This is a genomic window from Pseudactinotalea sp. Z1748 (genome assembly GCF_049725185.1).
Lineage (GTDB): Bacteria > Actinomycetota > Actinomycetes > Actinomycetales > Beutenbergiaceae > CALKWS01.
In genome coordinates, this window is the sequence record NZ_JBMPQB010000002.1 from 295,096 (window position 1) to 318,147 (window position 23,052).

Annotated in this window: 18 protein-coding genes; 12 read left to right on the top strand and 6 right to left on the bottom strand. The window is 66.7% G+C overall.

What is annotated here, in order from left to right; genetic code table 11:
* Positions 1–24: 24 nt before the first annotated feature.
* Positions 25–1,737, bottom strand: a complete 1,713-nt coding sequence (locus ACO0LU_RS05660; RefSeq protein WP_424790434.1) for an ABC transporter ATP-binding protein — start codon at positions 1,735–1,737, stop codon at positions 25–27.
* A 198-nt stretch (positions 1,738–1,935) separates the two neighbouring features.
* On the opposite strand from ACO0LU_RS05660, the gene ACO0LU_RS05665 reads away from it, so the two are divergent.
* The 8 genes from ACO0LU_RS05665 to ACO0LU_RS05700 all read left to right on the top strand — a co-directional run bounded on the left by ACO0LU_RS05665 (position 1,936) and on the right by ACO0LU_RS05700 (position 7,913).
* Positions 1,936–3,105 (top strand): nucleotidyltransferase family protein, encoded by a 1,170-nt coding sequence (locus ACO0LU_RS05665; protein WP_424790435.1) that lies wholly within the window; start codon positions 1,936–1,938, stop codon positions 3,103–3,105.
* Between the two features lie 123 nt (positions 3,106–3,228).
* The gene (locus tag ACO0LU_RS05670) at positions 3,229–3,348 is read left to right on the top strand and encodes a lasso RiPP family leader peptide-containing protein (RefSeq protein WP_424790436.1); all 120 of its coding nucleotides are present in this window, start codon (positions 3,229–3,231) and stop codon (positions 3,346–3,348) included.
* Between the two features lie 186 nt (positions 3,349–3,534).
* Complete coding sequence (locus ACO0LU_RS05675; protein WP_424790437.1) at positions 3,535–4,617, top strand: asparagine synthase-related protein; 1,083 nt, start codon at positions 3,535–3,537, stop codon at positions 4,615–4,617.
* A 185-nt stretch (positions 4,618–4,802) separates the two neighbouring features.
* On the top strand, positions 4,803–4,934 hold the full coding sequence (locus ACO0LU_RS05680; RefSeq protein WP_424790438.1) for a lasso RiPP family leader peptide-containing protein: 132 nt from the start codon (positions 4,803–4,805) through the stop codon (positions 4,932–4,934).
* A 66-nt stretch (positions 4,935–5,000) separates the two neighbouring features.
* A complete protein-coding gene (locus tag ACO0LU_RS05685; protein WP_424790439.1) occupies positions 5,001–6,191 on the top strand; it encodes an asparagine synthase-related protein in 1,191 nt (396 codons plus the stop codon).
* Positions 6,172–6,609, top strand: coding sequence for a lasso peptide biosynthesis B2 protein (locus tag ACO0LU_RS05690; RefSeq protein ID WP_424790440.1), 438 nt, complete (start codon positions 6,172–6,174; stop codon positions 6,607–6,609). Before ACO0LU_RS05685 ends, ACO0LU_RS05690 begins: the two co-directional genes overlap by 20 nt.
* 181 nt (positions 6,610–6,790) lie before the next feature.
* Positions 6,791–7,558 carry a hypothetical protein gene (locus ACO0LU_RS05695; protein WP_424790441.1) on the top strand — a complete coding sequence of 256 codons (768 nt, stop codon included), beginning with the start codon at positions 6,791–6,793 and terminating at the stop codon, positions 7,556–7,558.
* A 103-nt stretch (positions 7,559–7,661) separates the two neighbouring features.
* Positions 7,662–7,913 carry a PqqD family protein gene (locus tag ACO0LU_RS05700; protein WP_424790442.1) on the top strand — a complete coding sequence of 84 codons (252 nt, stop codon included), beginning with the start codon at positions 7,662–7,664 and terminating at the stop codon, positions 7,911–7,913.
* Here ACO0LU_RS05700 and ACO0LU_RS05705 read toward each other — a convergent pair.
* Both ACO0LU_RS05705 and ACO0LU_RS05710 read right to left on the bottom strand, forming a co-directional pair.
* Positions 7,810–8,625 carry a phosphatase PAP2 family protein gene (locus ACO0LU_RS05705; protein WP_424790443.1) on the bottom strand — a complete coding sequence of 272 codons (816 nt, stop codon included), beginning with the start codon at positions 8,623–8,625 and terminating at the stop codon, positions 7,810–7,812. The two genes, ACO0LU_RS05700 and ACO0LU_RS05705, sit on opposite strands and share 104 nt — an antisense overlap.
* Before the next feature lie 133 nt (positions 8,626–8,758).
* Complete coding sequence (locus tag ACO0LU_RS05710) at positions 8,759–9,811, bottom strand: glycosyltransferase (protein WP_424790444.1); 1,053 nt, start codon at positions 9,809–9,811, stop codon at positions 8,759–8,761.
* Positions 9,812–10,104: 293 nt separating this feature from the next.
* Between ACO0LU_RS05710 and ACO0LU_RS05715 the strand changes: the two genes are divergently transcribed.
* Positions 10,105–13,149, top strand: a complete 3,045-nt coding sequence (locus ACO0LU_RS05715) for a hypothetical protein (protein ID WP_424790445.1) — start codon at positions 10,105–10,107, stop codon at positions 13,147–13,149.
* On the opposite strand, the gene ACO0LU_RS05720 is transcribed toward ACO0LU_RS05715, so the two are convergent.
* Together ACO0LU_RS05720 and ACO0LU_RS05725 are read right to left on the bottom strand one after the other, a co-directional pair.
* Positions 13,111–14,304 (bottom strand): glycosyltransferase family 4 protein, encoded by a 1,194-nt coding sequence (locus ACO0LU_RS05720; protein WP_424790446.1) that lies wholly within the window; start codon positions 14,302–14,304, stop codon positions 13,111–13,113. The genes ACO0LU_RS05715 and ACO0LU_RS05720 overlap by 39 nt on opposite strands.
* A 22-nt stretch (positions 14,305–14,326) precedes the next feature.
* On the bottom strand, positions 14,327–15,637 hold the full coding sequence (locus tag ACO0LU_RS05725; protein ID WP_424790447.1) for a polysaccharide pyruvyl transferase family protein: 1,311 nt from the start codon (positions 15,635–15,637) through the stop codon (positions 14,327–14,329).
* Positions 15,638–15,934: 297 nt separating this feature from the next.
* On the opposite strand from ACO0LU_RS05725, the gene ACO0LU_RS05730 reads away from it, so the two are divergent.
* Positions 15,935–17,584 carry an oligosaccharide flippase family protein gene (locus ACO0LU_RS05730; protein ID WP_424790448.1) on the top strand — a complete coding sequence of 550 codons (1,650 nt, stop codon included), beginning with the start codon at positions 15,935–15,937 and terminating at the stop codon, positions 17,582–17,584.
* A 219-nt stretch (positions 17,585–17,803) separates the two neighbouring features.
* Positions 17,804–18,997: a mannose-6-phosphate isomerase, class I gene (gene manA / locus ACO0LU_RS05735; protein ID WP_424790449.1), complete on the top strand. Its 1,194-nt coding sequence runs from the start codon at positions 17,804–17,806 to the stop codon at positions 18,995–18,997.
* Positions 18,998–19,090: 93 nt separating this feature from the next.
* On the opposite strand, the gene rfbA is transcribed toward manA, so the two are convergent.
* Complete coding sequence (rfbA, locus tag ACO0LU_RS05740) at positions 19,091–19,957, bottom strand: glucose-1-phosphate thymidylyltransferase RfbA (protein ID WP_424790748.1); 867 nt, start codon at positions 19,955–19,957, stop codon at positions 19,091–19,093.
* A 624-nt stretch (positions 19,958–20,581) separates the two neighbouring features.
* Between rfbA and ACO0LU_RS05745 the strand changes: the two genes are divergently transcribed.
* Positions 20,582–23,047, top strand: a complete 2,466-nt coding sequence (locus ACO0LU_RS05745) for a LuxR C-terminal-related transcriptional regulator (RefSeq protein ID WP_424790450.1) — start codon at positions 20,582–20,584, stop codon at positions 23,045–23,047.
* Positions 23,048–23,052: the final 5 nt, after the last annotated feature.

The following is a 23,052-nucleotide window of genomic DNA, read 5'->3' on the forward strand; positions in this document are numbered from 1 at the left end:
CACTCACGGGTCGTGCCCATGTGTTCAGGCATGGCCGTCGGTATAGGCCGAGGCCTGCAGCGTGAAGAGTTCGGCGTACAGACCCTGGTTGCGCATCAACTCGTTGTGTGAGCCGTGCTCGACCACGCGCCCCTGGTCGAGCACATAGATCCGGTCGGCATTGCGCACGGTGGAGAAGCGGTGGGAGATGACCAGGGCGGTTCGACCTTGCAGGGTGTGGCGCAGGTTGGAGAACAACTCTGCCTCGGCGCGTGGGTCGAGGGCGGCGGAGGGTTCGTCCAGGATGATCAGCGGCGCTGCCCGATAGAACGCTCGAGCGATCGCCACGCGTTGCCATTGTCCGCCGGACAATTCGTGCCCATCGTCGAACATCCGGGACAGGTTCGTCCCGAACCCGTGCGGTAGCGCCTCCAGGAAGTCGTGGGCACCGGCGGTCCGGGCCGCGTGGCGGACACCGTCCTCATCGGGTGGTTGATCGGGCCTCGAGATGGCGATGTTCTCAGTGCCGTCGAAGGCGTACCGGACGAAGTCCTGGAAGATCACCGCCATTCGCGAGCGCAACTGGTTCTGGTCGAAGGAGTCGGTGTCCACGCCGTCCCAGAGAATGGCCCCGCTGTCGGGGTGGTAGAGGTTCGCGATGAGTTTGGCCAACGTCGTCTTCCCGGAACCGTTCTCACCGACCAGGGCGACCAACTCACCTCGGGCGAGGTCTACCGTGACGCCGTTGAGGGCGGCCTCCTCGCGGCCGGGGTAGGTGAAGTGCACGTCTTGGGCTGTCAGGGTGGTGAAGTCCGGGGGAGCGCTGCTGGTCGAGCCGGGAAGTTCGGGCGCCGGTGCGATCCGCATGAACTCCTCGAGGTCGTCGATGAATAACCCGGACTCGAATATGGTCTGGGTGCCGCCGAAGAACGCCTGGACCTGGCCGGCGAGCATCCGGATCGCCACGATCGCCGCACCGGCACCGGCGACGGTGACCTCGCCCCGAGAGATCAACCAGACGACCAGGAAGAGGGTCAGTCCCAGCATCAGCGCCGAGCCGATATTGCCCGCGGCGTTGTACAGTGCGCGGATACGGATGTGGCGGCTGAGGTCGGTCAGGTACGCCCGGTAGAGCCCGTCGAACCGTTCGCGCAACATCCTGCCGATCCCGAACGCACGGATCTCCTTGGCGTCGTCACGCTGGGTGAGCAGGAAGGAGATGTAGGTGCGGCGCCTGTTCCGGGGCGTCTGGGCGACATTGAAGTTGAACTCCAGGCGGGATTCGCGCCGACTTGTGATCAATAGCGGGATCCCGCCGAGAACGAGCAGCGGGATGAGTGCCGGGTGGATGAGGAACAGCGCGCTACCGACGCCGATACTCGCCGCCAGTGCGCCCAGACAGGCCAGCACGCCGTTGGTGACCTGGAACGGGCGTGTGAGGGCGAGCGAGCGGACCCGTTCCAAGCGGTCGTAGAAGTCTGTGGACTCAAATTGCTTGAGGGGTACCGTGGTGGAGACTTCCAGCACACGGTGCCACATGGTGAGTGCGACCCTTTCACCGACCAGGCGGCGCAGTGATCCCTGCAGTGAACCCAGTAGCGCACCAAGGGCGGTGAGCAGCGCGAGCAGTCCCACCGGCAGCAGCAGCGCAGCCAGGCGGCCACCCTGGTCGATGTCCAGGATCGCGTTGAGGGTCATCTCGATCGTGAGGACCTGGCCGGCCAGGACCCCGCCGGCCATGAGTTGCAGTGCCACCATCCAGCAGAATGGTGCGCGTGCGGCAGCCCACACCAGCCGAATGCTGTACCGGATGAGGGAAAAGAATCGGCCGAGGGATTTCGGGGGAGTCGGGGCCGCACCACCATTGGACGTCACATCCAAATCGTATCCGGATAACGTTCCCAACTGTGGTGAATGCCCTCATTTCGAGCGGGAATTACAGGTACCGTGTGGTCCGTGACAAATCCGCGGCGCCCGTTAGCGCAGCTTCTCATCGAGAGTGTCTTCGACTCGAGTTCTGCCGTCCTGCCGCCACGCGTCATTGAGCATTCCGTCGAGGAGGTGCTCGAGGCCGGCGGTCTGCACAGGATCACCCCCGCTGTGATACGGCGGCTACGTGCCGCGGAGGGCGTGCCGGCGCACTGGGTCGAGCAATTGTCAGCGTTCCGAGAGCGTCAGATCCTGCGGCACTTGCTCAACCTGACCGACCTTCGCGCGGCCACCGGCGCACTGCGCGCCGCAGACATCCCGTGGGTGGTGGCCAAGGGCCCGGTGGCCTCTGAGGTGCTGTGGCCGAGCCCGGATATGCGCGAGTACTACGACCTGGACGTTTTCGTCCACGGGAGCCGGTTCCCGGCAGCCCTGGCCACGCTGGAAGATGCCGGGTTCACACTGGTGGACCGTAACTGGGCGTTGATCCGCAAGACCATGCGCGCCGAGGTGGCGCTCATCGGTCCCGCGGGCACACACCTGGACCTGCACTGGGACATCGCAGTACCCAAGCAGTTACGTCGTGCCTATAGAACGGACCCCGCCGGCATGCTCGAGCGACGGGTGGAGGTGCAGTTCAGCTCCGGTGATGTCGTGCCCACCTTCGATGCGGTGGACACAGTCCATCATCTGGCGTTCCACGCTGCGCAGGCCGGAGCGAACCGCCTGATGTGGCTCGGCGATCTGCACTTCGCCACACACCGGCCCGGATTCGACCCGGTGGAATTGCGCCGCCGATGTCTGGCGGCCCGCACTGCCGTACCGGTGGCGCTGGTGCTGGAGCGTGTTTCGAGGGTGTCCGGCGCGCCGATGCCACCAGGCCTCAGCGCGCGGCGCGGGCGTGTGTGGTCGCACCTGGCCGCTCGGCGCGACCATCGATATGAGTTCCCCGGTCTCCCACACGATCGCAGTATCGGTGGCGGGTTGTATGCCAGCGCCCGGGCGACTCTGGCCGGATCGGGCGTGGAACTGGCACGTCAGATGGTGATGGCGCGGGTGCACGAGGCCCGCGTCCGACGACGCGGGCGCCAACCGCGAGCCCTCTCCGCTGATATCGGAGGTGAACGCGGACGGCGCGACTACCTCGCCGCCGTGACGGAGGTCGCAGGCGGATCGCGCGCCACCCTACGGGGGTGAGCCCCGGCCTCACCCTTTGACAGAACCTGGAGCGTGTAAATTCACCCGGTTGCCGTCGGCGCAGGACGTCGCAGCCCCGTATTCTTCGAGGTGCTTAACCTCATCAAGGATGGAGATCCTCCAATGTATGAAGCACCACGAATCACTGAGGTCGGCTCGGTCCACGACGTCACCCTCCAAAAGGGCGTCTACTACGGCGATGGCAATAGCCACATGGGATGGCCTGAGACGCCCACTTCCTGAGCCTCGATTCTCGAGACTCAATTTCTGACGGCTGTGGCCCGGTTCGTTTCGAACCGGGCCACGGTGGGAGTGTGAGACGTGGACTACTACCGTCCCGACGCGACGGAAACGAGTCGCGGTTTCGTCACCGGGAGCCAGCGACGCAGGCGATTTCCCAGGTCGAGTGTCAGGCAACCGTTCGAGGCATTGAAGACTGTCATCGAACGCGCGGCCGATGGTCGATCCGTCTACGTCACTTTTTCCGGGGGCAGGGACTCCTCCGGGATCCTCGCGGCAGCCACGAGCCTCGCCCGCGAGGGTCGAATACCGGCCGCTGTCCCGTTCACATACGTCTATCCCGGGTTGACCGAGACTCACGAAGGTAAGTGGCAGGACTTGGTTGTCCGCCATCTCGGCGTCGCGGAATGGATGCGAATCGAAGTTCGTGAGGGCGACAACGAGTTCCTCGGCCCCAGGGCGACCCACAGTCTTGCGCGGCGGGGCCTGGTCTTTCCCGCCACCGCTCATCTCTGGGCGGACATGTTCGACCGCACCAGGGGTTCATTGGTCCTGACCGGTGAGGGTGGCGACGAGGTCTTCTCCCCGAAGCGTGCCGGTGCCCTGGTCCGGGCCGGGCGGGGACGTTTCGGTGCCGGGACGCCCCGCCGGGAGGCGCTGTGGTCCCTGGCCCCCGAGCGGCTCCGCTTTCGGCGGGCTAGCAACCGTCCTCTGATGGACATGCCATGGCTGACGGACGCGGCTGCGCGTGAGTTCTGGAACGATTTTCTGCGTGAGGAGGTGCACGAGCCGCTGTGCTTACGGAGCAGTCTCGAGGTCCAGTGCAGCGCGCGGACACGTGCGGCGCTGGCGCAGACCTACACGGCCATGGCCGCCGAGTACGGCTCGACCGTTGAGGATCCGTTCTGGCACGGCGAGTTCTTGGATAGTTACATCAGGCACGCCCCGCGTTACGGCTATGGCGACCGTACCGAGGCGATGACGGCGGTCTTCGGACAGGTATTGCCGAAGCAGATCCTGCGCAGATCCAGCAAAGCACACTTCAACTCTGCGTACTTCGGGCGTTCGGCTCAGGAGTTCGCCAGGCAGTGGGACGGTACGGGAGTGGACGCCGACGTGGTGAACGTCGAGGAACTGCGCCTGGCACTGCTCCAAGATCCCGTCCCGGCTCCGGTGGGCCTGCTCATGCAACAAGCCTGGCTCGCGCAACAGTCCACCTGCCCGGACAGCGGGACGGCAGAGGAGAGCGATCACGCGCGCGAGGGGGTATGAGACCGCTGCGCGAGTCGAGTTGAGTGCCATCTCACCCCAGGGGCGATCCACTCATCCTGACGCGAGTCACCCGGCCGGGGCGAGATTCACCCGGCTGAAACATGCACTTTGCTCGGCAGGGCGGACGTCGGCTCCCTAGCCTAAGAAGGCTCAACCGCAATTGCACCGCTACTGAAGGAAGTGTCATGTACGAAGCACCACGAATCACCGAGGCCGGCTCGGTCCACGACCTCACCTTGGCTAGGGGGAAGGAATTTGCTTTGGATTTCGACGGTACGTTCCCCTTCATCTTTCAACGGGACGCGCCCACCTCCTGAGCACCTTCGACCATCAAGGCGCGGTCCGGCCAGTTCGGCCGGACCGCGGCCTGTAAGGGGATCGGCGTGAGCTACTACCGGCCGAATGACAAAGAGATCAGCCGCAATGTGGTGACTGGGCTGCATAGGCGCAGGCCGTTTCCGCGTTCGGCCGCTCGCCACCCCTTCGAGGCCCTGAAGTCCACGATCGAACGCGCGGCCGATGGCAGGGTCGTCTACGTGACGTTCTCGGGTGGCCGGGATTCCTCCGGGATCCTCGCAGCAGCCGTGAGCCTGGCCCAGGAACGTCGTATCCCCGCCGCGGTCCCGTTCACCTACGTCTACCCGGGTCTCGACGAATCCGATGAGACTGAATGGCAGGAGTTGGTCGTCAAGCACCTCGGTGTTCGGGATTGGATGCGCCTCGAGGTCGTCGACGGCGAGAACGAGTACTTGGGCCCGCGCTGTTCCCAGAGCCTCCTCCGCAGAGGGCTCGTCTTTCCAGCGGCTGCCCACCTGTGGGCTGACATGTTCGAACGCACCGCAGGTGGGCTGGTGCTCACCGGCGAGGGTGGCGACGATGTGTTCCTGCCTAAACGCGCGAGTGCGCTGGTTGCTGGCGTCCGGGGCCGATTCCGTCCCGGGAGTCCGCGACGGGAGGCACTGTGGTCCTTGGCGCCCGAACGAATCCGACGTCGCAGAGCCAGGGGCGCCTCGATGCTCGACATGCCCTGGCTCACCGATTCGGCACGCCGGGAGTTCTGGTCGGACGCGCTGCGGGACCGGGTGCACGAGCCCCTATCTCTTCGGGGGGGCTTGGAAGTCTTGTGCAGCGCGCGGTTCCGGGGAGCCTATGTGCAGACCATGACCACCATTGCTGCTGAGTATGGTTCCGTCGTCGCGGATCCGTTCTGGCACCCGCAGTTCCTGGCCAGTTACAGTCGGCACGCGCCCTACTTCGGTTATGCCGACCGAACTGAGGCGATGACCGCCGTCTTCGGCCGCGTGCTGCCCGATGAGGTCTTGAGCAGAGCGAGCAAGGCGCGGTTCAATACTGCATACTTCGGCCGTTCGACTCGAGAGTTTGCCCGGGACTGGAATGGACCTGGCGTCGACTCGGAATTGGTCGATGTCGAGAAACTGCGTCAGGCCTGGCTGGCCGATCTAGTGCCGGCCCTCGTGGTTCTGCTGTTGCAGCAGGCGTGGCTCGCGCAACAGACGGGGGTACTATCGGCCGATAGGGGCGAGGAGGGCCGACGTGCACCACAGGTTGCGTGACTATGGCACGGCGATGCGCTTGGCGCTGTTATGGCTGGCCGTGGAGTTCAGCCTGCGGACCACGTCCGTCGACGTCGTCGCGCGGCGATTCGGCGCGCCTCTCGTCGGGGAGAGGAGGAGTTCGCAGGCGCCGGTGTTACCGATGACCCAACTCAGCGCCCGCGAGGTGCGCCAGTTGCAGATCCAACGCCGGGTTCTCGCTCTGCCGTTTATCAACGGGACCTGTCTGCGGACTTCGGTGATGACCGGGTATACCTTGCGCGAGCGGTGTCCGGAGTTGGTGATCGGCGTCCGGAAGACGGACGGCAAAGTCGAGGCACATGCCTGGATCCGCGTCGACGGGGCCGACCTGGACCTGGAACGCCAGGCCGGATTCGAACCGCTCGCCTTCACGGCTCTGGAGGCTGAACGTGAGTGATCTGCAGGAACTTTACGGCCTCGTCGTCTCCTCCGAACGACCCTTGTGGCAGGCTCGGCCGGCTGCCCCTGGCGCGAGGGTGGATGTCGAGGTGCAGTGGCGCGCACCTCGGGCTGAACCGGCCGGGCCCCCGGTTGGGGAGCCGTTGCTGACGTATACTGCGCGGCGACGGTGGCAGGACGTGGTTCGGCGACCGGATGGAGGCTACACCTACCGATGCTATACGGCGGCGGACTTCGAGATCGACGCCGAATTGACGTCGGTGACGGCCTATCCGTTCGAGGGAGCCGACCCGGAACTGTCCGTGGTGCTGCTGGCCGGCTCGGTGCTGTCGTTCATTCTGCATATGCGAGGCCACGCGGTCCTGCATGCCAGCGCCGTGCAGGTGCGTGATGAGGCGATCGCATGTGTCGGGTTCTCCGGGATGGGTAAGTCCACCGTCGCGACCCTGCTGTGCGCTGCCGGTGGCGCGCTCATCACCGACGACGTCCTGCGGGTCGACTTCGATGAGGGCAAAGCACTGGCCCGGCTAGGTGCGACCGAACTGCGACTGCGCAAGGGTGCCGAAGCGCTCTCGAGGAGATTCACCGTCCCGCTGGCACGGAGGGAGACGGTCGATGCTCGCCAGGTCCTCAGCCCCCCGGAGCGGGCCACCGATCGGATGCCGCTGCGGGCGATCCTCATCCCGATCCCCGACCGGGAGGCCGACGAGGTCCGACTCCATCGTCTCTCCGGGGCGATGTCAGTGATCGAGTTGTTGCGGTTTCCACGTCTGCTGGGGTGGCAGGACCGCCGGATTCTGGCGCAATTGACTGAGAACGCCGCTGCAGTGGCCGGTAGAGTCCCGGTCTTCCGTGCGCAGATCCCGTGGGGGCCCCCCTTCGCCGACGATCTCGGCTCGCGGGTCCTGAATGCTGTGGACGCGGGTACTGCCTTGGCCCACGCCTGATCCTGGGGTCGTGGCAGTGTGTGGCCCTCTGGCCAGATACGCTTGTCTCGTTCCGGGATCCGACGGCGGGTTGTGAGGAACTGACGCGGAAGGTAGCGAAGCAATGAAGTTGCGCATGGACGATCTGACCTGGCAGGAGATCGACGGGGAGTTGGTGATCCTTGACCTGCAGGGCTCGGTGTACCTGACCACCAACGCCGCTGGGGCCTTCTTGACGAAGTTGCTCACCGAGGAACGGTCGGAGGGTGAGCTCACTGATGCCTTGATTGCCGAGTACCGGATTGATCGGGAGACAGCCGAGCGGGACGTTGACGCCTTCGTTGCCCAGTTGAAGGACCAGAATCTCCTCGCCTGAACCAGTCCGCGGATGAGGAGGAGAATGGCGGCGGGGTCGATTCCGTCGACGGAACCACCACGGCTTTCCGCATGACTCGGGGGGCGGCGAGCGGGCCACCCAGAGCCAGCGCAGCGCACGTGACGGCACCGGTGAGCAGCACAGAGGCGACGACGTCACTGGGGCGGTGCGCGTGCGCGACCACGGACGCCAGGCTAGCCGTCGCCAGCAGGACGCCTGCGACGACGATGGGCCAGCGCGCCCGGGAGGGCCAGAGGATCATGATGGCGACCGCCAGAGCAGCGCTGAGGGAGACATGCCCGGAGGGCAAGGTGTTCATCACAAAGGCGTGATCACCCAGATAGGGCCGGTCGAAGACCTCATCGCGCAACCACAGGGATGCTACGGGGGTGGCCGCCGCGACGGTTAGCGCGGCGGCGACCCGGTGCCAGTCCCGCGCTCCGAGCGCCAGCGCTACCAGGACCAGGCAGGCCGCGAGAAGCGGCACGTGCAAGTTGGAGCGGAGGGCGCCGCTGAGCCCGCCGCCGTGATTCAGCCCATGCGACCATCGGTACACGGTCACATCGACGACCTGGCCGGTATGCGTCCGAACCGCCACTGTGTACAGCCCCAGCAGCGCAGCTGCGAACAGGATCGAGAGCAAAGCGGCCCAGTACCGAAACCGGGTTCCGAATGGCTGCACTCGCGCTGCGTGGCGGCCTTCGTCGACCATTCCTCACTCCCAGCGGTTGTGTACCCCCCGAGAGTTCACGCGATGTGATCCGGTCAGCCTACAAGAGGCGCGTTCTGGTGGACAGCGCGTTCGAGCGGCTTTGTGGCTTGGTGGCCTTCGCGGCCTCCGGTATTCAGCCTCCCACGCTGCGCCATACCTCCGCGTGCCCCTTCGCGCTGCGCTCCCAGGTGAACGGGGCAGCGTGCCTGCGCCCGGCAGCGACGTAGCGGTCCCGGGGAAAATCGGACCCGAGCACGTAGTCCAGTCCTTCGGCGATCTCAGCGCCGGTGGTGCCCACCATGACACCTGCCTCAGCAGCCACCTCGGTAAGCGAACTGGTCGCAGCCACCACGACCGGGGCCCCCGCGGCCATCGCCTCCAGGGCGGGCAGGCCGAACCCCTCATGATGTGACGGCACCACGACGGCCTGCGCCCCGGACATCAGTGGGGGCAGTACGTTCTCAGGAAGACGACCAACGCGGATCGCCCGGGGCAGGTCTTTGAAGAGTTGGTCCCGGCGCGGGTGCTGCGGGCCCGACAGCACCAGTGAAACATCGGGGTGGCTGCCGTGAAGCAGGTCCCACGCTGCGGCCAGTCCCTCGAGGTTCTTTCGCGCCGCGGCCCCTCCGGCGTGCAGCAGGTAGCGTCCTTCGATGCCCAGAGCAGCGAGTTCGGCAGAGGTCAGTGGTTCGGCACCGCGGAACCGGTCATCCACCCCGTTGTGCACCACGTGCAGGCGATCCACCCCGAACCTCTCGGCAATGTCCTCGGCGGTGTAGCGCGAGACGCAGATGACCGCTGCGGCAGCCCGAAGCTCCTCGGCGGCAGCGGCGACCGGCTGGCCCTCGTCGGGGTATCGCCACGCCACGGTGTCGTGCATGGTCAGCACCTCGTGCCTCGCCGGCGGCAGCTCCAGTTCCATCCGGTGCAGCAATGCATCGCGCGGGTAGACCACGGCGCCGATAGCGCGGCGCTCGCGGCGCCCGGCGTGACGCAGTCTGCCGAAGGGCAGACGGGCGGTCCCGGGTAGCGGGGAGCGCAGCGAGCGCGCGATGAACCGATCAACCGTCCATCCCCCGCCCGTGGCTTCGAGCGCCTCACCGGCGCGGGCCGCGACCTCTTCCTGGTACACCTGGGCCCCCATCGGCGCCGACGTCGCCGTCGTCGCAATGACCAGACGCTGCATCGGCGCTCCCCTTTCTCGGATGGCCTCGCCGCCACCGCGATCACTGTATCGGGCGGACTGTGACAAATAGCTGGGAGTTCTCCGATCGTGACCGACTCGCAAGGTACTCTGGGCCGTACTTCCAGGAAAGGCGTGCCATGGTTCGACGCGCGTGGATTCTCGGGGGAAGTGTCGTCGCGGTCGCGGGACTTGTGGCGGCAACCGTGCTGGTTGTCACCGGCGGGAATACCGAGCCCGCTGCACAGCATCCGGCTCCTGCTCTCACGCCGGTGTGCGGTTTCGAAGGCCGCCTGGTGGAAAAGATCACCGCCGACCGGCCGAGCGATGAGGAACCGTTCGCACCCGAGTACTGGACCGTGAGCCCGGGTGAAGGCGGGGTGTGGGGAATCGCGGCCACGTCCGAGGCGATCCTGGTCGAAGGAGAGGGAGAAGACGGCGAGACCATCCTGGAGCGATTTGACCATGATGGTCGCAGCCTGGACACGACCCTGTTTGAGCACGAACGTGACCAACCGCCGCACAATAACGGCTCGCCCGCCGTGTCCCCGGATGGGGTGGTCTATGCAATCGACACCTACGACGGGCGCCGCCAGGTCGTCCAACTCGACGCCGACGGCAGTACCTCGTCGTCCTTCGAGGTGCCACCCGGTGAGGAGAGCACCGGGCATCCGCTGGACCTGAAGGGCATCCACTGGGTCGCGGATCTCGACGGGGCGCCAGCGCTCCTGATCGGCGAAGGAGAACGCACGGTGTACGGGTTCCGCGAGAACGGTGACTACCTCGGCGTGCTGCCTGGCCTCCCGGACACCCTCCTGGGGTCGGTGGGCAACACGAGCGTCGCCGGTCTCACCGTTGATGGTGGCACCGCCCACCTTCGCGTCCACGATCTCGCCACGGGCGCCACGGTGCTGCACGTGCCCTTCAGCCTGGCTGACCGTGAGTTCGCTGTCTCGGGCCCCCCACGCATCGAACGGCCGCGCGGAGTTACCCCTGGCCCGCGGGGAGAGGGGTTCCTGGTGGCGAGTGCCGATGGGATCCAATGGGTCGACGCCCACGGGGCACGCCAGGGCTTCTGGATGAACGGCAGCGGGGGGATGACCTTGGCGGAGGCCGGTCGCCTGATCGAGCGGGACGGGCACTACTGGGTGCTGTCCTTCCTCGAGGGGGAGTACCGGGTGCTGTCGTTGAGCAGCGAGGAGATGCAGGCGATGCTGCTCGGCCCGGTGGAGCCGAAGGCCTCCCGGGAGGCGTCCCTGGCGCAACTGGGAATCGGCATCGGACCGACCACGGATAGGCCGTTCAACCATTTCGACGCCGGGGAAGTTCCCGAGGTCTTCATCGAGACGGAGGAGGGTTGGGGAGTCAGCGACGCAGGGAACTCGGAACTGCAACTGCACTACACCGTCACCGGTGATCCGACGCTGGCGGATCCTGTCGTGCAGGAGCAGCGCCGGGCCGAGATTCCCTTCGGCGGCGGCCGCAGTGCACTGGAGTTACCGGAGCGCCGACCCGGGGTGTACGAGGTGAGTCTGTGGCTCGTCGAGCCCGGCAGCACTGAGCCGCAGTCGGGTGCCTGCCTGCGTTACAGCATCAGCCCAGAGGCATCCCCGCTCCGTCTGGGGACGCTCAGCGATGGTGCCGACTGGGGCGGGCCGGGGCCGTTACGCGGCGTGGAGATCGCCGCACGGTTGGGCATCGGCAGCCATCGAGTGCAACTGGACTTCGCTTCCCTGGTGCCCGACCCGGCTGCTGAACCTTCGCCGTCGGGCATCAGGTGGCAAGGCTTGCCCGGCGCGGGGGAAGAGGACGACGACGCCGGCGCCTTTGGTCAGATCCGTGCAGCCGCGCAGGTTGCCACCCAGGAAGGGGTGGACCTCATCGTCCAACTCGGCCAGAACGGTGAGGCTGAGCGGGCCGCAGTGGATTCGGGTACGTGGGAGGGGTGGTCGGAGTACATCGTGGCAGGCGTGGCCGAGCACGTGCCCGAGGTCATCCTGTGGTCGCCGTGGAACGAGCCGAACATGGCATTTGACGATGGCGCCGAGTACGCCGAAGACGTTGAGATCCCGTTTGCGTTGGCGGCGCACCGGGCGAATCCCGGGGCCCAGGTGCTGGCGGGAAACAGCCTCGGTTTCGCCTTCGACTGGTGGCGTTCGGCAGCGACCACGAACCTCTGTGAACATGTCGATGCCATCGCGGTCCACCCGTACACCGGCTGGAACCGATCCTGGGAGGAGGAGGGCTTCATCCAGGAGGGCTCGGGTTTCGACGAGTTACGGGACGCCCTCGGTCCTGAGTGTGCGGCGCTGCCGGTCTGGGACACCGAAACCGGCTGGACCTCCGATGGCGCACTGTCGCTGTGGTCCCAGGGTGCGAACGTGGCGCGCAAACTTCTCTGGTACACCCGTGAGGACCTGGCGGGCTGGACGTACTTCTTCAGTGAGGGCGGGTGGGGCGAGTTCGACCTGAGTTGGTCGCTCATTCAGCACCAGTCGTACGTCAAGCCGGGCGCACTGGCGTTCGCCACCACCTCGAGGCTGTTGGGGGACTCAGGCGCACCCGAGGTCGTCGAGACGCCCATACCGTTCAGTCACGCGATGCGGCTGGGCGGTGAGGTGGAGACCGTAGCCATCTGGACCGATGGGATGCGGCTGGAGGCGGTGGCTCGGACCGATGCGGCCGAACTCACCGTCATTGACCACTACGGTCACGAGCGATCCCTCCCGGTTGAGGACGGCCGGGTCACGGTCACCCTGACCGGGGCGCCCCAGTTCTTCGTTGCCTCTGCCGGGACGATCGAGTTCCAGCCGGTGGAGGAGTTCGGCCCCGACGTGCTGGTCGGCGCGGAGGTCCAACCGAGCTCAACTCATGAGGAGTCCGACCCTCAGGTCATCACGTCGGGAACGGTGAACCCGCACCGGCCATGGCGCTCCGGGCGGGTCGGTGGGGCGGTGGACCCGAGCCCGCATGTGGATATCGCATTGGAGGAGCCCACCGTGATCGACCGGGTCGCGGTGGCCAGCGGCAGTATCGTCTGCTGTGAAGCCGGCCTGCGCGACTACACGGTGTCGGTGCAGACCCCCGACGAGCAGTGGGTGGAGGTCGCGCAGGTCGAGGACCAGTTCTGGGAGCGGGTGGCGATGGTTGGGTTCGACCCGGTCGAGGCAGTCGCCATCCGCATCGAGGTGCCGTGGCGGACCATTCGCGGGGTGGAGATGCTCAGCGTGAACTACACCGACCTGGCCGGCGGTCACCCGCCGCCGTTCATGGGGCTGCAGACGGAGAGTGATTACGTGGTGTCAATCGCCGCCGTGTCGGCGTGGGAACCTGCTAGGTGACCGAGGACGGCTCGGACCGTTGGCGCCCAGGGCGCGATCCAGCACCGCCTGATAGCGGTCGGCTACCGCGTCCCACGTGAACGGGCCGAAGGCGGCGCTCCCGGCACGGGCGAGGTGCGCCGCGCCGACCGGGTCGCGGAGCAGGGACCGCATCGCGGTGCTGAGTGCCGCGGCGTCGAACGGATCCACGAGCAGGCCGTTCACCGTGTCCTGGACGAACTCCGCGGTGCCACCGCGGGAGGTGGCGATAACGGGCGCTCCGGCCCGCCACCCTTCGAGGATCGCGATCCCGAAAGCCTCGACGTGGCTGGGCACCACCAGCATCTCGGCGTGCTGGAGCAGTTGGTGGACCTGCCCGGCCGAGAGTTGGCCGAGGAGTCTGACCTGCTGGGTCAGGCCATGCCGGTCCGTGAGCTCCTGGAGGCGTTGGCGGTCCGGCCCGTCGCCCGCAATCACCAGACCCACGTCGCCGTCTTCTGCGGCCACCGGGGCGAAGGCTGCGATGAGCTCACCGAATCCCTTGTTCGGTACCAGGCGCCCGACTGCGGCGATGAAGCGGGAGGGAAGCGGCGGCATCGTCGCCGGACGGGGCGGGCTGCGATCGACGCCATTGAAAACGATGTGCACGGGCGGTGTTCGAGCCGCGAACCTGAGCAGATCATCGGCAGCGAACCGGGAGCAGGCGGTGATCGCGCTGGAGCGCCTGATCCCAGCCGCCAGTGCTCGACGGATCAGCCTGGAGGAGGTGAAGACGTCGTCGGCGTCGCCGGACGTCTCGCCGTGAGCGCTGTACACCAGCGGGATGCCGCACAACCTGGAGAGGACGGTGGCGTAAACCCCGTTCGGCCCGAAGCACTGGACGTTGAGGATCTGCGGGCGATCGGTCCTGACCGCGCGCCGCCACGCCCTGATTGCCGCCGGGAGCCTGCGCAAGAACGACACGAGGCTGCCGAGGTCGCGGGCGGGAAGCGGACAGGGCAGGTAGCGAAGTTGAATCCCGTCGACCGACGAGGGCACCTCATCGCCCTGGTCGACTGCCCAGATAGTCACCTCGTACCCCCGGTCCCGCAGGCCCCGGGAAACTTCGAGGACGTGGCGCTCGACCCCACCGAATCGGGGCAGAAATGAACTGGCGATGAGAGCGACCCGGTTCATGGTCCGCCGCCTCGGCTCGCAGTCACGGGGTGTCCAACAGGTCGCTCAGGGTTTCCGACACCATTCGCCGGCCCCCCCGGGTCAGTCGGGAGATCCGTTCGTGGGTGACTGCCAGGGCCGCCTCGTCCGCCAGGTAGTCCACGAGGAACCGGGCGGTGCGCCGCCCGCCACGGCGTACATCCCGGCCGGCGACGAGCAGTCCCGTCGCTTCGATCTGGGAGTACAACTCGGCCCTCTTGTCCCGCCGCGCCCCGGCCGATCCGGAGTTCACCGACCACGTGCCGGGCTCGTCCAGCACGGCGATGGTGGGGATGCCCATCCGCCAGGCGTTGATGGCGAGGTGGTAGGTATCGGTGAGGACCACATCGCACTGCGCCAACTGCGTGATGAGTTCGCTGAAGGAACGGTGTGTCGGCCCGAGGCGCACGCCCCGCCCCACCTCGCTCAGGGTCCGTGCCCGCAGCGCCCACGACGGCGAGCGTTCCCGATGCTCCAGTCCCGGCCAGGCGGCGCGGAAACGCCGGCGGTCGTCGATGGGCCAGAACCCGGGCTCATGGCCCCAGGGCAGCCAGACCGGGCGTAGGCCGGTCTGTGTGGTGAGCGCTTTTCCCAGGTGCGCCAGCGCCTCCGGCGGCAGTGCCGAGCGCCCGAAGAACACCCCCAGGTTCCCCGCGGGGCGATGCTTGACTTCAGGCTCCCAGAGGAACGCCGCGTCGGTGCCCTTGCTGAGCCGTTCGTCCGAGGCGCGCGCGAGTTGGGAGACCCAAGCCGAGTACGTGTCGCGGAACCAGACCCGGCGGGCGCGCGATAGGAAGGCGTCGAGTGCCGGGCCGTACTCACCGGCGTAGTCAGCGGGAGTGTTGAAACTCAACGTGGTGCCGTAGGAGATCACTCGGGACAAATGCTCATCCGCCACCCCGCGAAGCAGCAGGGTCCGGTACACGTGGTCCCGTGCCTCGGTGACGTCGCTGATCAGCCCCGTCTTGTTGGTGAGGATGTCGACGTTGGACTCCACATAGAAGGCCATGTGCAGGAAGTCGCCCCAGTAGACCACTGCATCGGCATCGAGGAACTCATCGAATCGCCCACGCAGGTTCTGATAGGTGATCTGGGTGCTGTCGTCCAGGAAGCCGCCATTCGCTGTCGGTTGTGAGCCGCCAACGGGCGTGATCCACTCGCTTTGATCCCACAAGCGCCAGTACTGCACATGCTCCAGACCCAGCCGCTTCGCCACCGAGTCGAAGGCCAGGTCTACGCTCGTCATTCCGGCGTTCGGTGCCGCGGGGGGTGCGCACAGCACGTTCACGGTCTTCTCGCGACCCACCCGCGTCATGCTGGGACCTCCTGATTCGGGCCGGGGAACAGGTCGGCCGGCCGGGTCCTGCTTGCCGCGTGTGTGCCACACCGCAACCCCACGATAGTCGATCCGCCCCCCTTCGAAGGCCCATCGCGAAGGATGTTCGAGCGGGCTGGGGCTGATCCTCATGCCTGCTCGAGAAACGTCGACAACCCACCGAACCCCGCACGTGGGGCAACTAGGATCGCCTCATGGTGTTTGCCTGGTCTCGATGTGCCCGGGGCGTAACGGACCTGCTGGAGTCGATACAGCAACGCGCCCAGAACCTCGAGTATGGATAGCCCTCCTGCGGTGGGTGATGAGCCCGGATCGGACGACGTCGATCCCGCAGCGGGCGTCGAGCCTCCCGCACCAGACGTCGGATTCGCTGCGGAGACTGCTCAACCGCAATTCTCCCGGGGGCAACTGCAACGATTCGCAGTCCGAGGCGCCTACTGGACGTTCCTGCACACCCTGATCTCGCTGCCGGTCGCGTTTGCGGTCAACATCGTCCTCGCCCGCACGCTCGGCGCGGTCGACTACGGCCGGTTGGCGTACCTGACTTCGATCATGGCCATCGTCGGGAGCATCATCTCGATGGGTGTGGGAACTGGGGCGGTCCAGTACGGCGCGAAAGCGCACGCCACGGGACGAGGGCAGGAGGTCAAGGACCTGCTGTCCACCTCGCAGGCCATCCGGATGTTGACGGCGGGGCCGGTCATGACCTTGGTCGTGGTCAGTATCGCCGAAGTCGGTCCGGTGCTGCTGCTGGTGGCCGTGCTGTTCGGGGTCTTCCTGCCTTCCGTGCTGGGCAACGCGACCTACTGCTTCGCCATCGAGAACAAGACCGCCGAGGGCGCCAAGCACGCCATGATCGTCAACCTGCTGACGCAAGGAGCGGTCCTCGTGGCGATATTCACCGCCCAGACCGCAGATGCGGTCTGGGGAGCGCGGTTGGTGATGGGTGGAATCGGTGCGGCTCTCGCGATGTTCTGGGTCGCACCCGCCTACCGCAGGGCGGTGCTGCGGCCGCGGCTACGTCGCCTCCCGAAAGGCTTCTGGCGGTTCACACTGCCTGCCGGCGCCGCCGCCGCAGTGGGCGCCATGGTCATGTCCCGGGTCGAGGTAATCGTCCTGACCTGGATGTCCGCAATGGAGGCGGCCGGGGTCTTCGCGCTCGCGTTTGGTCTGGCGGTGCACTTGTTCAGCCCGGCCCAGTCGTTGGTGGGGCCACTCATCCCGGCGGTCTCCGGATTGCACGAGGTCGACCGGCCCGCGGTGGCGCGGGCCCTGACCCGGACGCTACGCGCCTCCTCGACCGCATTGGCCCTCATCGTGGCGGGGCTGGTGCCGTTCTTTGCGTTCCTGACCCCGGTGCTCTACGGAGAGGAGTTCCGGGAGGCCTCCGAGGTGCTGCTCGCGCTGGGGATCGCCGGCGCATTGGTGGTGATCGTCGGTCCGCTGAAGGCATTCATCATGGCCCGGCTCCACGGTGTCCGACTGCTGGTGTTCAACGTGGTCGCCCTGGCGGTCAACATCACCTTGATGCTGATCCTGGTGCCCCATCTGGGGGTCTGGGGTGCGGTCATTGGTAACGCGGGCGCTGCGCTGACGCAGATCGTCCTGGTGCTGGGCGGTGAAGCCCGGATGCTCCGGCTCACCTTCGGTCAGACCCTGGCGGGGATCGCGCCGTACCTCCTGGGCGCCTTGGTCAGCGTCACGGTGTGGTTCGCGGTATCGGCGCTGGAGTGGAACCCGGTTCCTTCGGCCATCACAGCAGTGGGTACGGGTCTGGTCCTGCTGGTGGGTGCACTGCGACTTTTCCGGGTGGGCCTGACTTCGGCTGACACCGAAGTGATCGTGACAGCCCTTCCCAAGCCCGTGCGCGGCGTGGGCCGCTTCATGCTGAACCTGTGTGCGGGCGCGCGGCTGACCGAACTGTGAAGGACGGGCCCGGCGGGGAACCTGGCCGAAGCGAAGATGGTGGGCGTCTGCCGGGGGATGAAACTTCTCCGCGTGTTGCCACGGGCCACGGTTGTTCGAGCAGTTGGAGGAGAAGCCGACCAGACCCAGATCGAACGACGCGGTGCCGGGCCGCCCAAACCCCGGGCGGACGTGCTGTGGCCGGACTACTCTGAAGCGTCTGGTGGTAAGGAGGCGCCGGTGCTTATCCAACTTCGCGGAAGCAGCCAGCACTATGCGTGGGGGTCGGCCACAGCCATTCCTGACCTCCTCGGCTGCCCGCCCGACGGGCGCCCGCTCGCGGAATTGTGGTTCGGCGCCCATCCGGCGGCGCCCTCCAAGTTGGCTCCGGGCGGGGCCCTAGACCTACGTGAGCATCTGGACACCGATTCGGGGCGGGACCAGTTAGGGGAGCAGGTGCTGGCACGGTTCGGCCCGCACCTGCCCTACCTGCTCAAACTCATCGCTCCTGTGGCGCCACTGTCGCTGCAGGTGCACCCCAACCTCGAGCAGGCACGAGCCGGGTTCGACAGGGAGGAGGCCGCCGGCATCGCGCGTGAGGCGCCCGAGCGGCTCTACCCTGACCCGAACCACAAACCCGAGTTGCTCTACGCCCTGACCGAATTCCGGGCGCTGTCCGGGTTCCGCACCCCCCGCCGAGCACTGGAACTGGTCAGCGGCTTGGATGTGGCGATAGCCGATCGATTGGCGCAGATCCTGCAGGCCGACCCCACTGCCCATGGCGTACGCCGGGCCGTCACGATGCTTCTCACTCCGGGCGAGGTCAGGGCCGAGGAGGTGAGCGCCGTCGTCGATGCCTGCGCGCAGCGCATGGGGACCCGGGGCGCCTCGGTGCGCATCGACCGCACCGTTGCCCGCCTCGGACAGGCCTACCCCGGTGACCCGGGCGCCGTCGTCGCGCTGCTGATGAACCCGGTGCTGCTCCAGCCCGGGGAGGCGATGTTCGTCCCGGCGGGGTCTCCGCACGCCTACCTGGACGGCCTGGGCGTGGAGGTGATGGCGAACTCCAACAACGTCTTGCGTGCCGGATTGACGCCCAAGCACATCGACCCGGAAGGCTTGCTGGAGGTGCTCGACTGCGTCGCCGCTCCGCCCGTGCGTATCGCGCCGGAGGTCGTCGGCCGCACCCGGGTGTTCTATGCCCCGGTGGAGGACTTCGAATTGTCGGTGACCACGCTGACCGACGAAGGCTGGACGGACTTTCCCGGCCACGGACCGCGGTTGGTGCTCGTCATCTCCGGAGCGGGTCGATTCCGCACCAGCGAGTCTGAAACGGTTGCGGCTGGGGTTGGCGACGCATTCTTCGTTCCCGCCACCGCAGAGCCGGTGCAGGCTATGGGCAGTGCGGAAGTGGTGCAGGCCACCGTTCCCTGACTGCCGACGGCGTACGAGGGCCCGGGTGATGATGGTCAAGGCGGGGCAGTACCTGCACGAGAGGTAGCGCGAGCCTGCGCGGATCGAGCCACATCAGGGGGAGTCCAGCAACCCCAGGAGATAGTCGCCGTAGGTGGACTTGCGAAGCGGCTCCGCGCGTTCGCGGAGTTCCTCATCGCTCAGGAAGCCCCGCCGCCACGCCACTTCCTCCGGCGCCCCGATCTTCAATCCTTGCCGGTGCTCGATCGTGCGGACGTAGTCCGAAGCGGCGAGCAGTGAGTCGAAGGTACCGGTGTCCAGCCACGCGGTACCCCGCGGCAGGACGTGGACCTGGAGTGATCCCCGGCTGAGGTAGGTGCGGTTGACGTCGGTGATCTCGTACTCGCCCCTGGCGGAGGGCTCCAGGTTCCGGGCGATCTCGATGACGTCGTTGTCGTAGAAGTACAAGCCCGGCACCGCGTAGTTCGACTTGGGACGAGCAGGCTTCTCCTCCAAGGAGAGCGCCCGGCCGTCCTCGTCGAACTCCACCACCCCGTAGGCCGTGGGATCGGAAACCCGATAGGCGAAGACAGCGCCGCCCTCGACTCCTTCGAAGCGGCCCAACTGGGAGCCGAGTCCGGGCCCGTAGAAGATGTTGTCGCCCAGGACGAGGGAGACGCTCTGATCGCCGATGAAGTCGGCTCCGAGGACGAAGGCTTGCGCCAAACCGTTCGGTTCGGGCTGAACCGCGTAGGAGATGCTGATACCGAACTGCGAGCCATCGCCGAGCAGCCTGTGGAACTGGCTGGCATCGTGCGGGGTGGTAATGACCAGCACATCCCGGATCCCAGCCAGGATCAGCGTGCTCAGTGGGTAGTAGATCATCGGCTTGTCATAGACCGGGACGAGCTGTTTGCTGACTCCCAGGGTGATCGGATGCAGGCGTGTGCCGGACCCGCCGGCCAGGATGATTCCGCGCATCCCTTTAGTCTTCCGCATCCGGATCAGCGGTGTCCTTAGTGCTGAAAGCGGAGTTAGCGGGTGATCCGCTACCTCACCCCCGGTTCACCCTCCCGGCTCCGCGGCATCACCCTCCTCCCGGGGTGGAATCACCCCGAATTCGTGACAGAGAACACTCGGGGCAGAAATGGAAACAATAGGATTAGTCAAGGATCGTTGGCGGAGTGTCTGCCGACGCTTTGATCTGAGTGGAGCGTGGCGCATGTGGATCGGTCCGAGGGCGGATGACGCGGTAGCAGTCGAATCGCGGGCTCTCCTGGATGGAGCGCAGCACCTCCAGCACGGCTGGCCCCGCCGCGATGGGCCGTGGAGCGACTGTGCACGTCATGGATACGCAAACAGTAATTACGAATCGAGCAATAGCCCTTGCCGTGAGTGCGCGAGCGGCGGACTATAGCAGAGAGCGAACCCTGTTGGCAGGGGAGCGATTAGCGAGGATCAATGAGTATCGGGGGTAGGACCATCACAACGGCAGCGACGACCCAGAATCGGCGGTCTGCATCGGCGGACCGGCTGCGGGCGGGGTGCTGCTCGGAATCACCGGCACCGCTGCAATCAGGCGTGTGCTGAATGTCTGCTCTTGGCATGGCCTCGAACGTCTTCGGCCGGTTGCCGCGGGTGACCGAGCCCGCGATGGTCAGCGACATCGCTCTGAAAACGCTCCGGGAGGTCCAGCCGCTGACGGTGCTACGAGCCGCGCGCGGCTTCGGAAAGACGTCCGTGCTGGTGTACTGGCTGCGCCACTACACCGACGCGGCCACGGCGGTGTACTGCTCCCTGGACGCCCGCAGCAACACCCAGGCTGAGTTCTGGGCGGGCCTCGAGAAGACTCTGCGCAGTGCCGGCACCCTCCCCGAGGTGACCGGAACGGATGACGCCCGTAGCCGGGTGCTTGATGGGATCAGCGCGCTGCGCCAGCCGCTGCGCCTGGTGCTGGACAACTTCCACGAGGCCGGGTTGACCGAGGGTGCTGCCCGAATCGACGACGACCTGATCGAACTGGTGCGCAACAACGAACAGTTCTACCTGGTGGCCGCCGGGCGTACCCTCCGGACGCTCGAGACGATGGGGAGCCTGTCGGTCGATGGCAGCATCGTTGGTCCCTCCGACCTACGCATGCGTCCTGAGCAGGTGCAGCAACTGGCTGCCATGGCCGGCCTGGACCTCGCCTGGGAACAGGCCCAACAGATCAGCACCGATTTCGGCGGCTGGCCGGCGGCGATTCGGGCCGGTTTGCGGGGCGCCACCGTCGAGGGCGGTATCGACGAGCAGTTGATCCAGGGGTACATCGGCGCGATGGTCCTGGACCTGCGGTTCAGCGATATTCGCACCTTTCTGCTGCGCACCGCGGTTCCGGCTTGGTTCGACATCGACATGCTCCGGGTGATCACCCCCAAGGCTGAGGACGGTGCTTCGGAGCAGGATGCCGCCGCGATACTCGCCCACATACGGAATACCGGCCTGCTCTGGGAGGATCGGGACAAAGGTGGGGTCCGATATGGTTATCCGGCCGCGATTCGCCGGGCGCTGCTACAGGTGATGGCCGAGACCGCGCCGGACATCGGGCGGCAGGTGCACCGGGCGTTACTGACCGCCCCCGGTGCCGAGCAGGACCCCGGTGAAGCGTTGACGCACGCCGTCAATGCCCAGGAGTGGTCCACCGCGTTGGACGTCATCGACCGGCAGTGGTTCCACTTGCTCACCGAAACGCCGCAGACTCTGGTCGAGGCCATACACCACCTCCCGCTGCCGCACGGTCAGCACGACCCCTGGATCCGCGTGGCCCGCCAGCACCTTGCGGCAATGCACGAGCGCCTGATCAGCGGACACACCTGGGTGGTGCCCGAGGCACTGCTCAGCCGTTCCGGCGTCATCAGTGAGGCAGGCGGCGCTGCCGACCCTGCCGACGCGGAGTCCATCGTGCTGATCCAGTGGGGTGTGGCCGCGATGTTGAGCGGCCACCACGACGCGGCGATCTACGCCTTCGGTCAGGCACGTGAACTCGGCCTGGACCATGGCACTAAGGCGACCACGTTGGGGGCAGCCGGTGTCGCCCTGGTGCACGCGCTGGCCGGGGAGCCGGACCTCGCGCGCACCGCCCTGCAGGATGCGGCATTGCAGTCGTACCTCGCCGATAGTCACGTCGTTGATCCCAGTGACCTGGCTGGCGTCGCCGTGCGCCTTGCGGAGGCGTTGATCGCGGTGGATGCCGGCGCGCCGGACGCGTCGATGCGCGTGGCCGCGATCGTCGAGCCCCGCCACCGCACCGAGTTGTGGGTGGTGGGGGAGTTCGCCCGTGCTCACTATGCCGCCTTCGCCGATGACCCCGAGGAGGTCTTCCGTCAAGCCAACAAGTTGCGGGCAGCGCTGCGTCACGTCCCCAGGAACTCCCTGGCGGACGCGGTGCTGCAAAGCGTGCTGGTCGAACTGCTGTTGATCGCCCGGATGATCGGTGTAGCCGGTGAGGTCGCCGACCACCTCGGGGACAACGCCATCGCCTGGGCCGCTCAGGCGAAAGTGCACAACGCCCGGCAGGACTACCGCCAGGCCGTCCAACTGGCCAGGCGCTCATTATCGGCCCCGGGTAGTTCGCTGCGTTCGCAATTGGAATCCATGGTGATCATGGCCAGTGCCATGCACGCCATGAATGCCCCGGGCGAGGCGCGCCAGGCCTTCCAGAGTGCCGTGCGGCTGGCCCGGGCGACCGGGCAGCGCCGCCCCTTCCAACTGATGCACAGGTACGTGTTCGACTCGCTCGCTGACGGTATGCCCGGCGCGCACGCGTTGTGGCCGGGTACCAACCCGAACGCGGTCAAGGCCGACGCGGCCGATGCGGCGGACTTGCCGACGCTGACCATGCGGGAGGCACAGATCCTGCGGGCGCTGGAGCGGCACGCCGGGCCGGTCGGCATCGGCCGATCCCTCGACCTGTCGGCCAACACCGTTAAGACCCATCTGCGCTCGATCTATCGCAAGCTTGGTGTCGCGAGCCGAAACGAGGCACTGGACGTCGCCGGCCGGGGTGGCATCCACACCGAATACGAAGGCTGATCGCG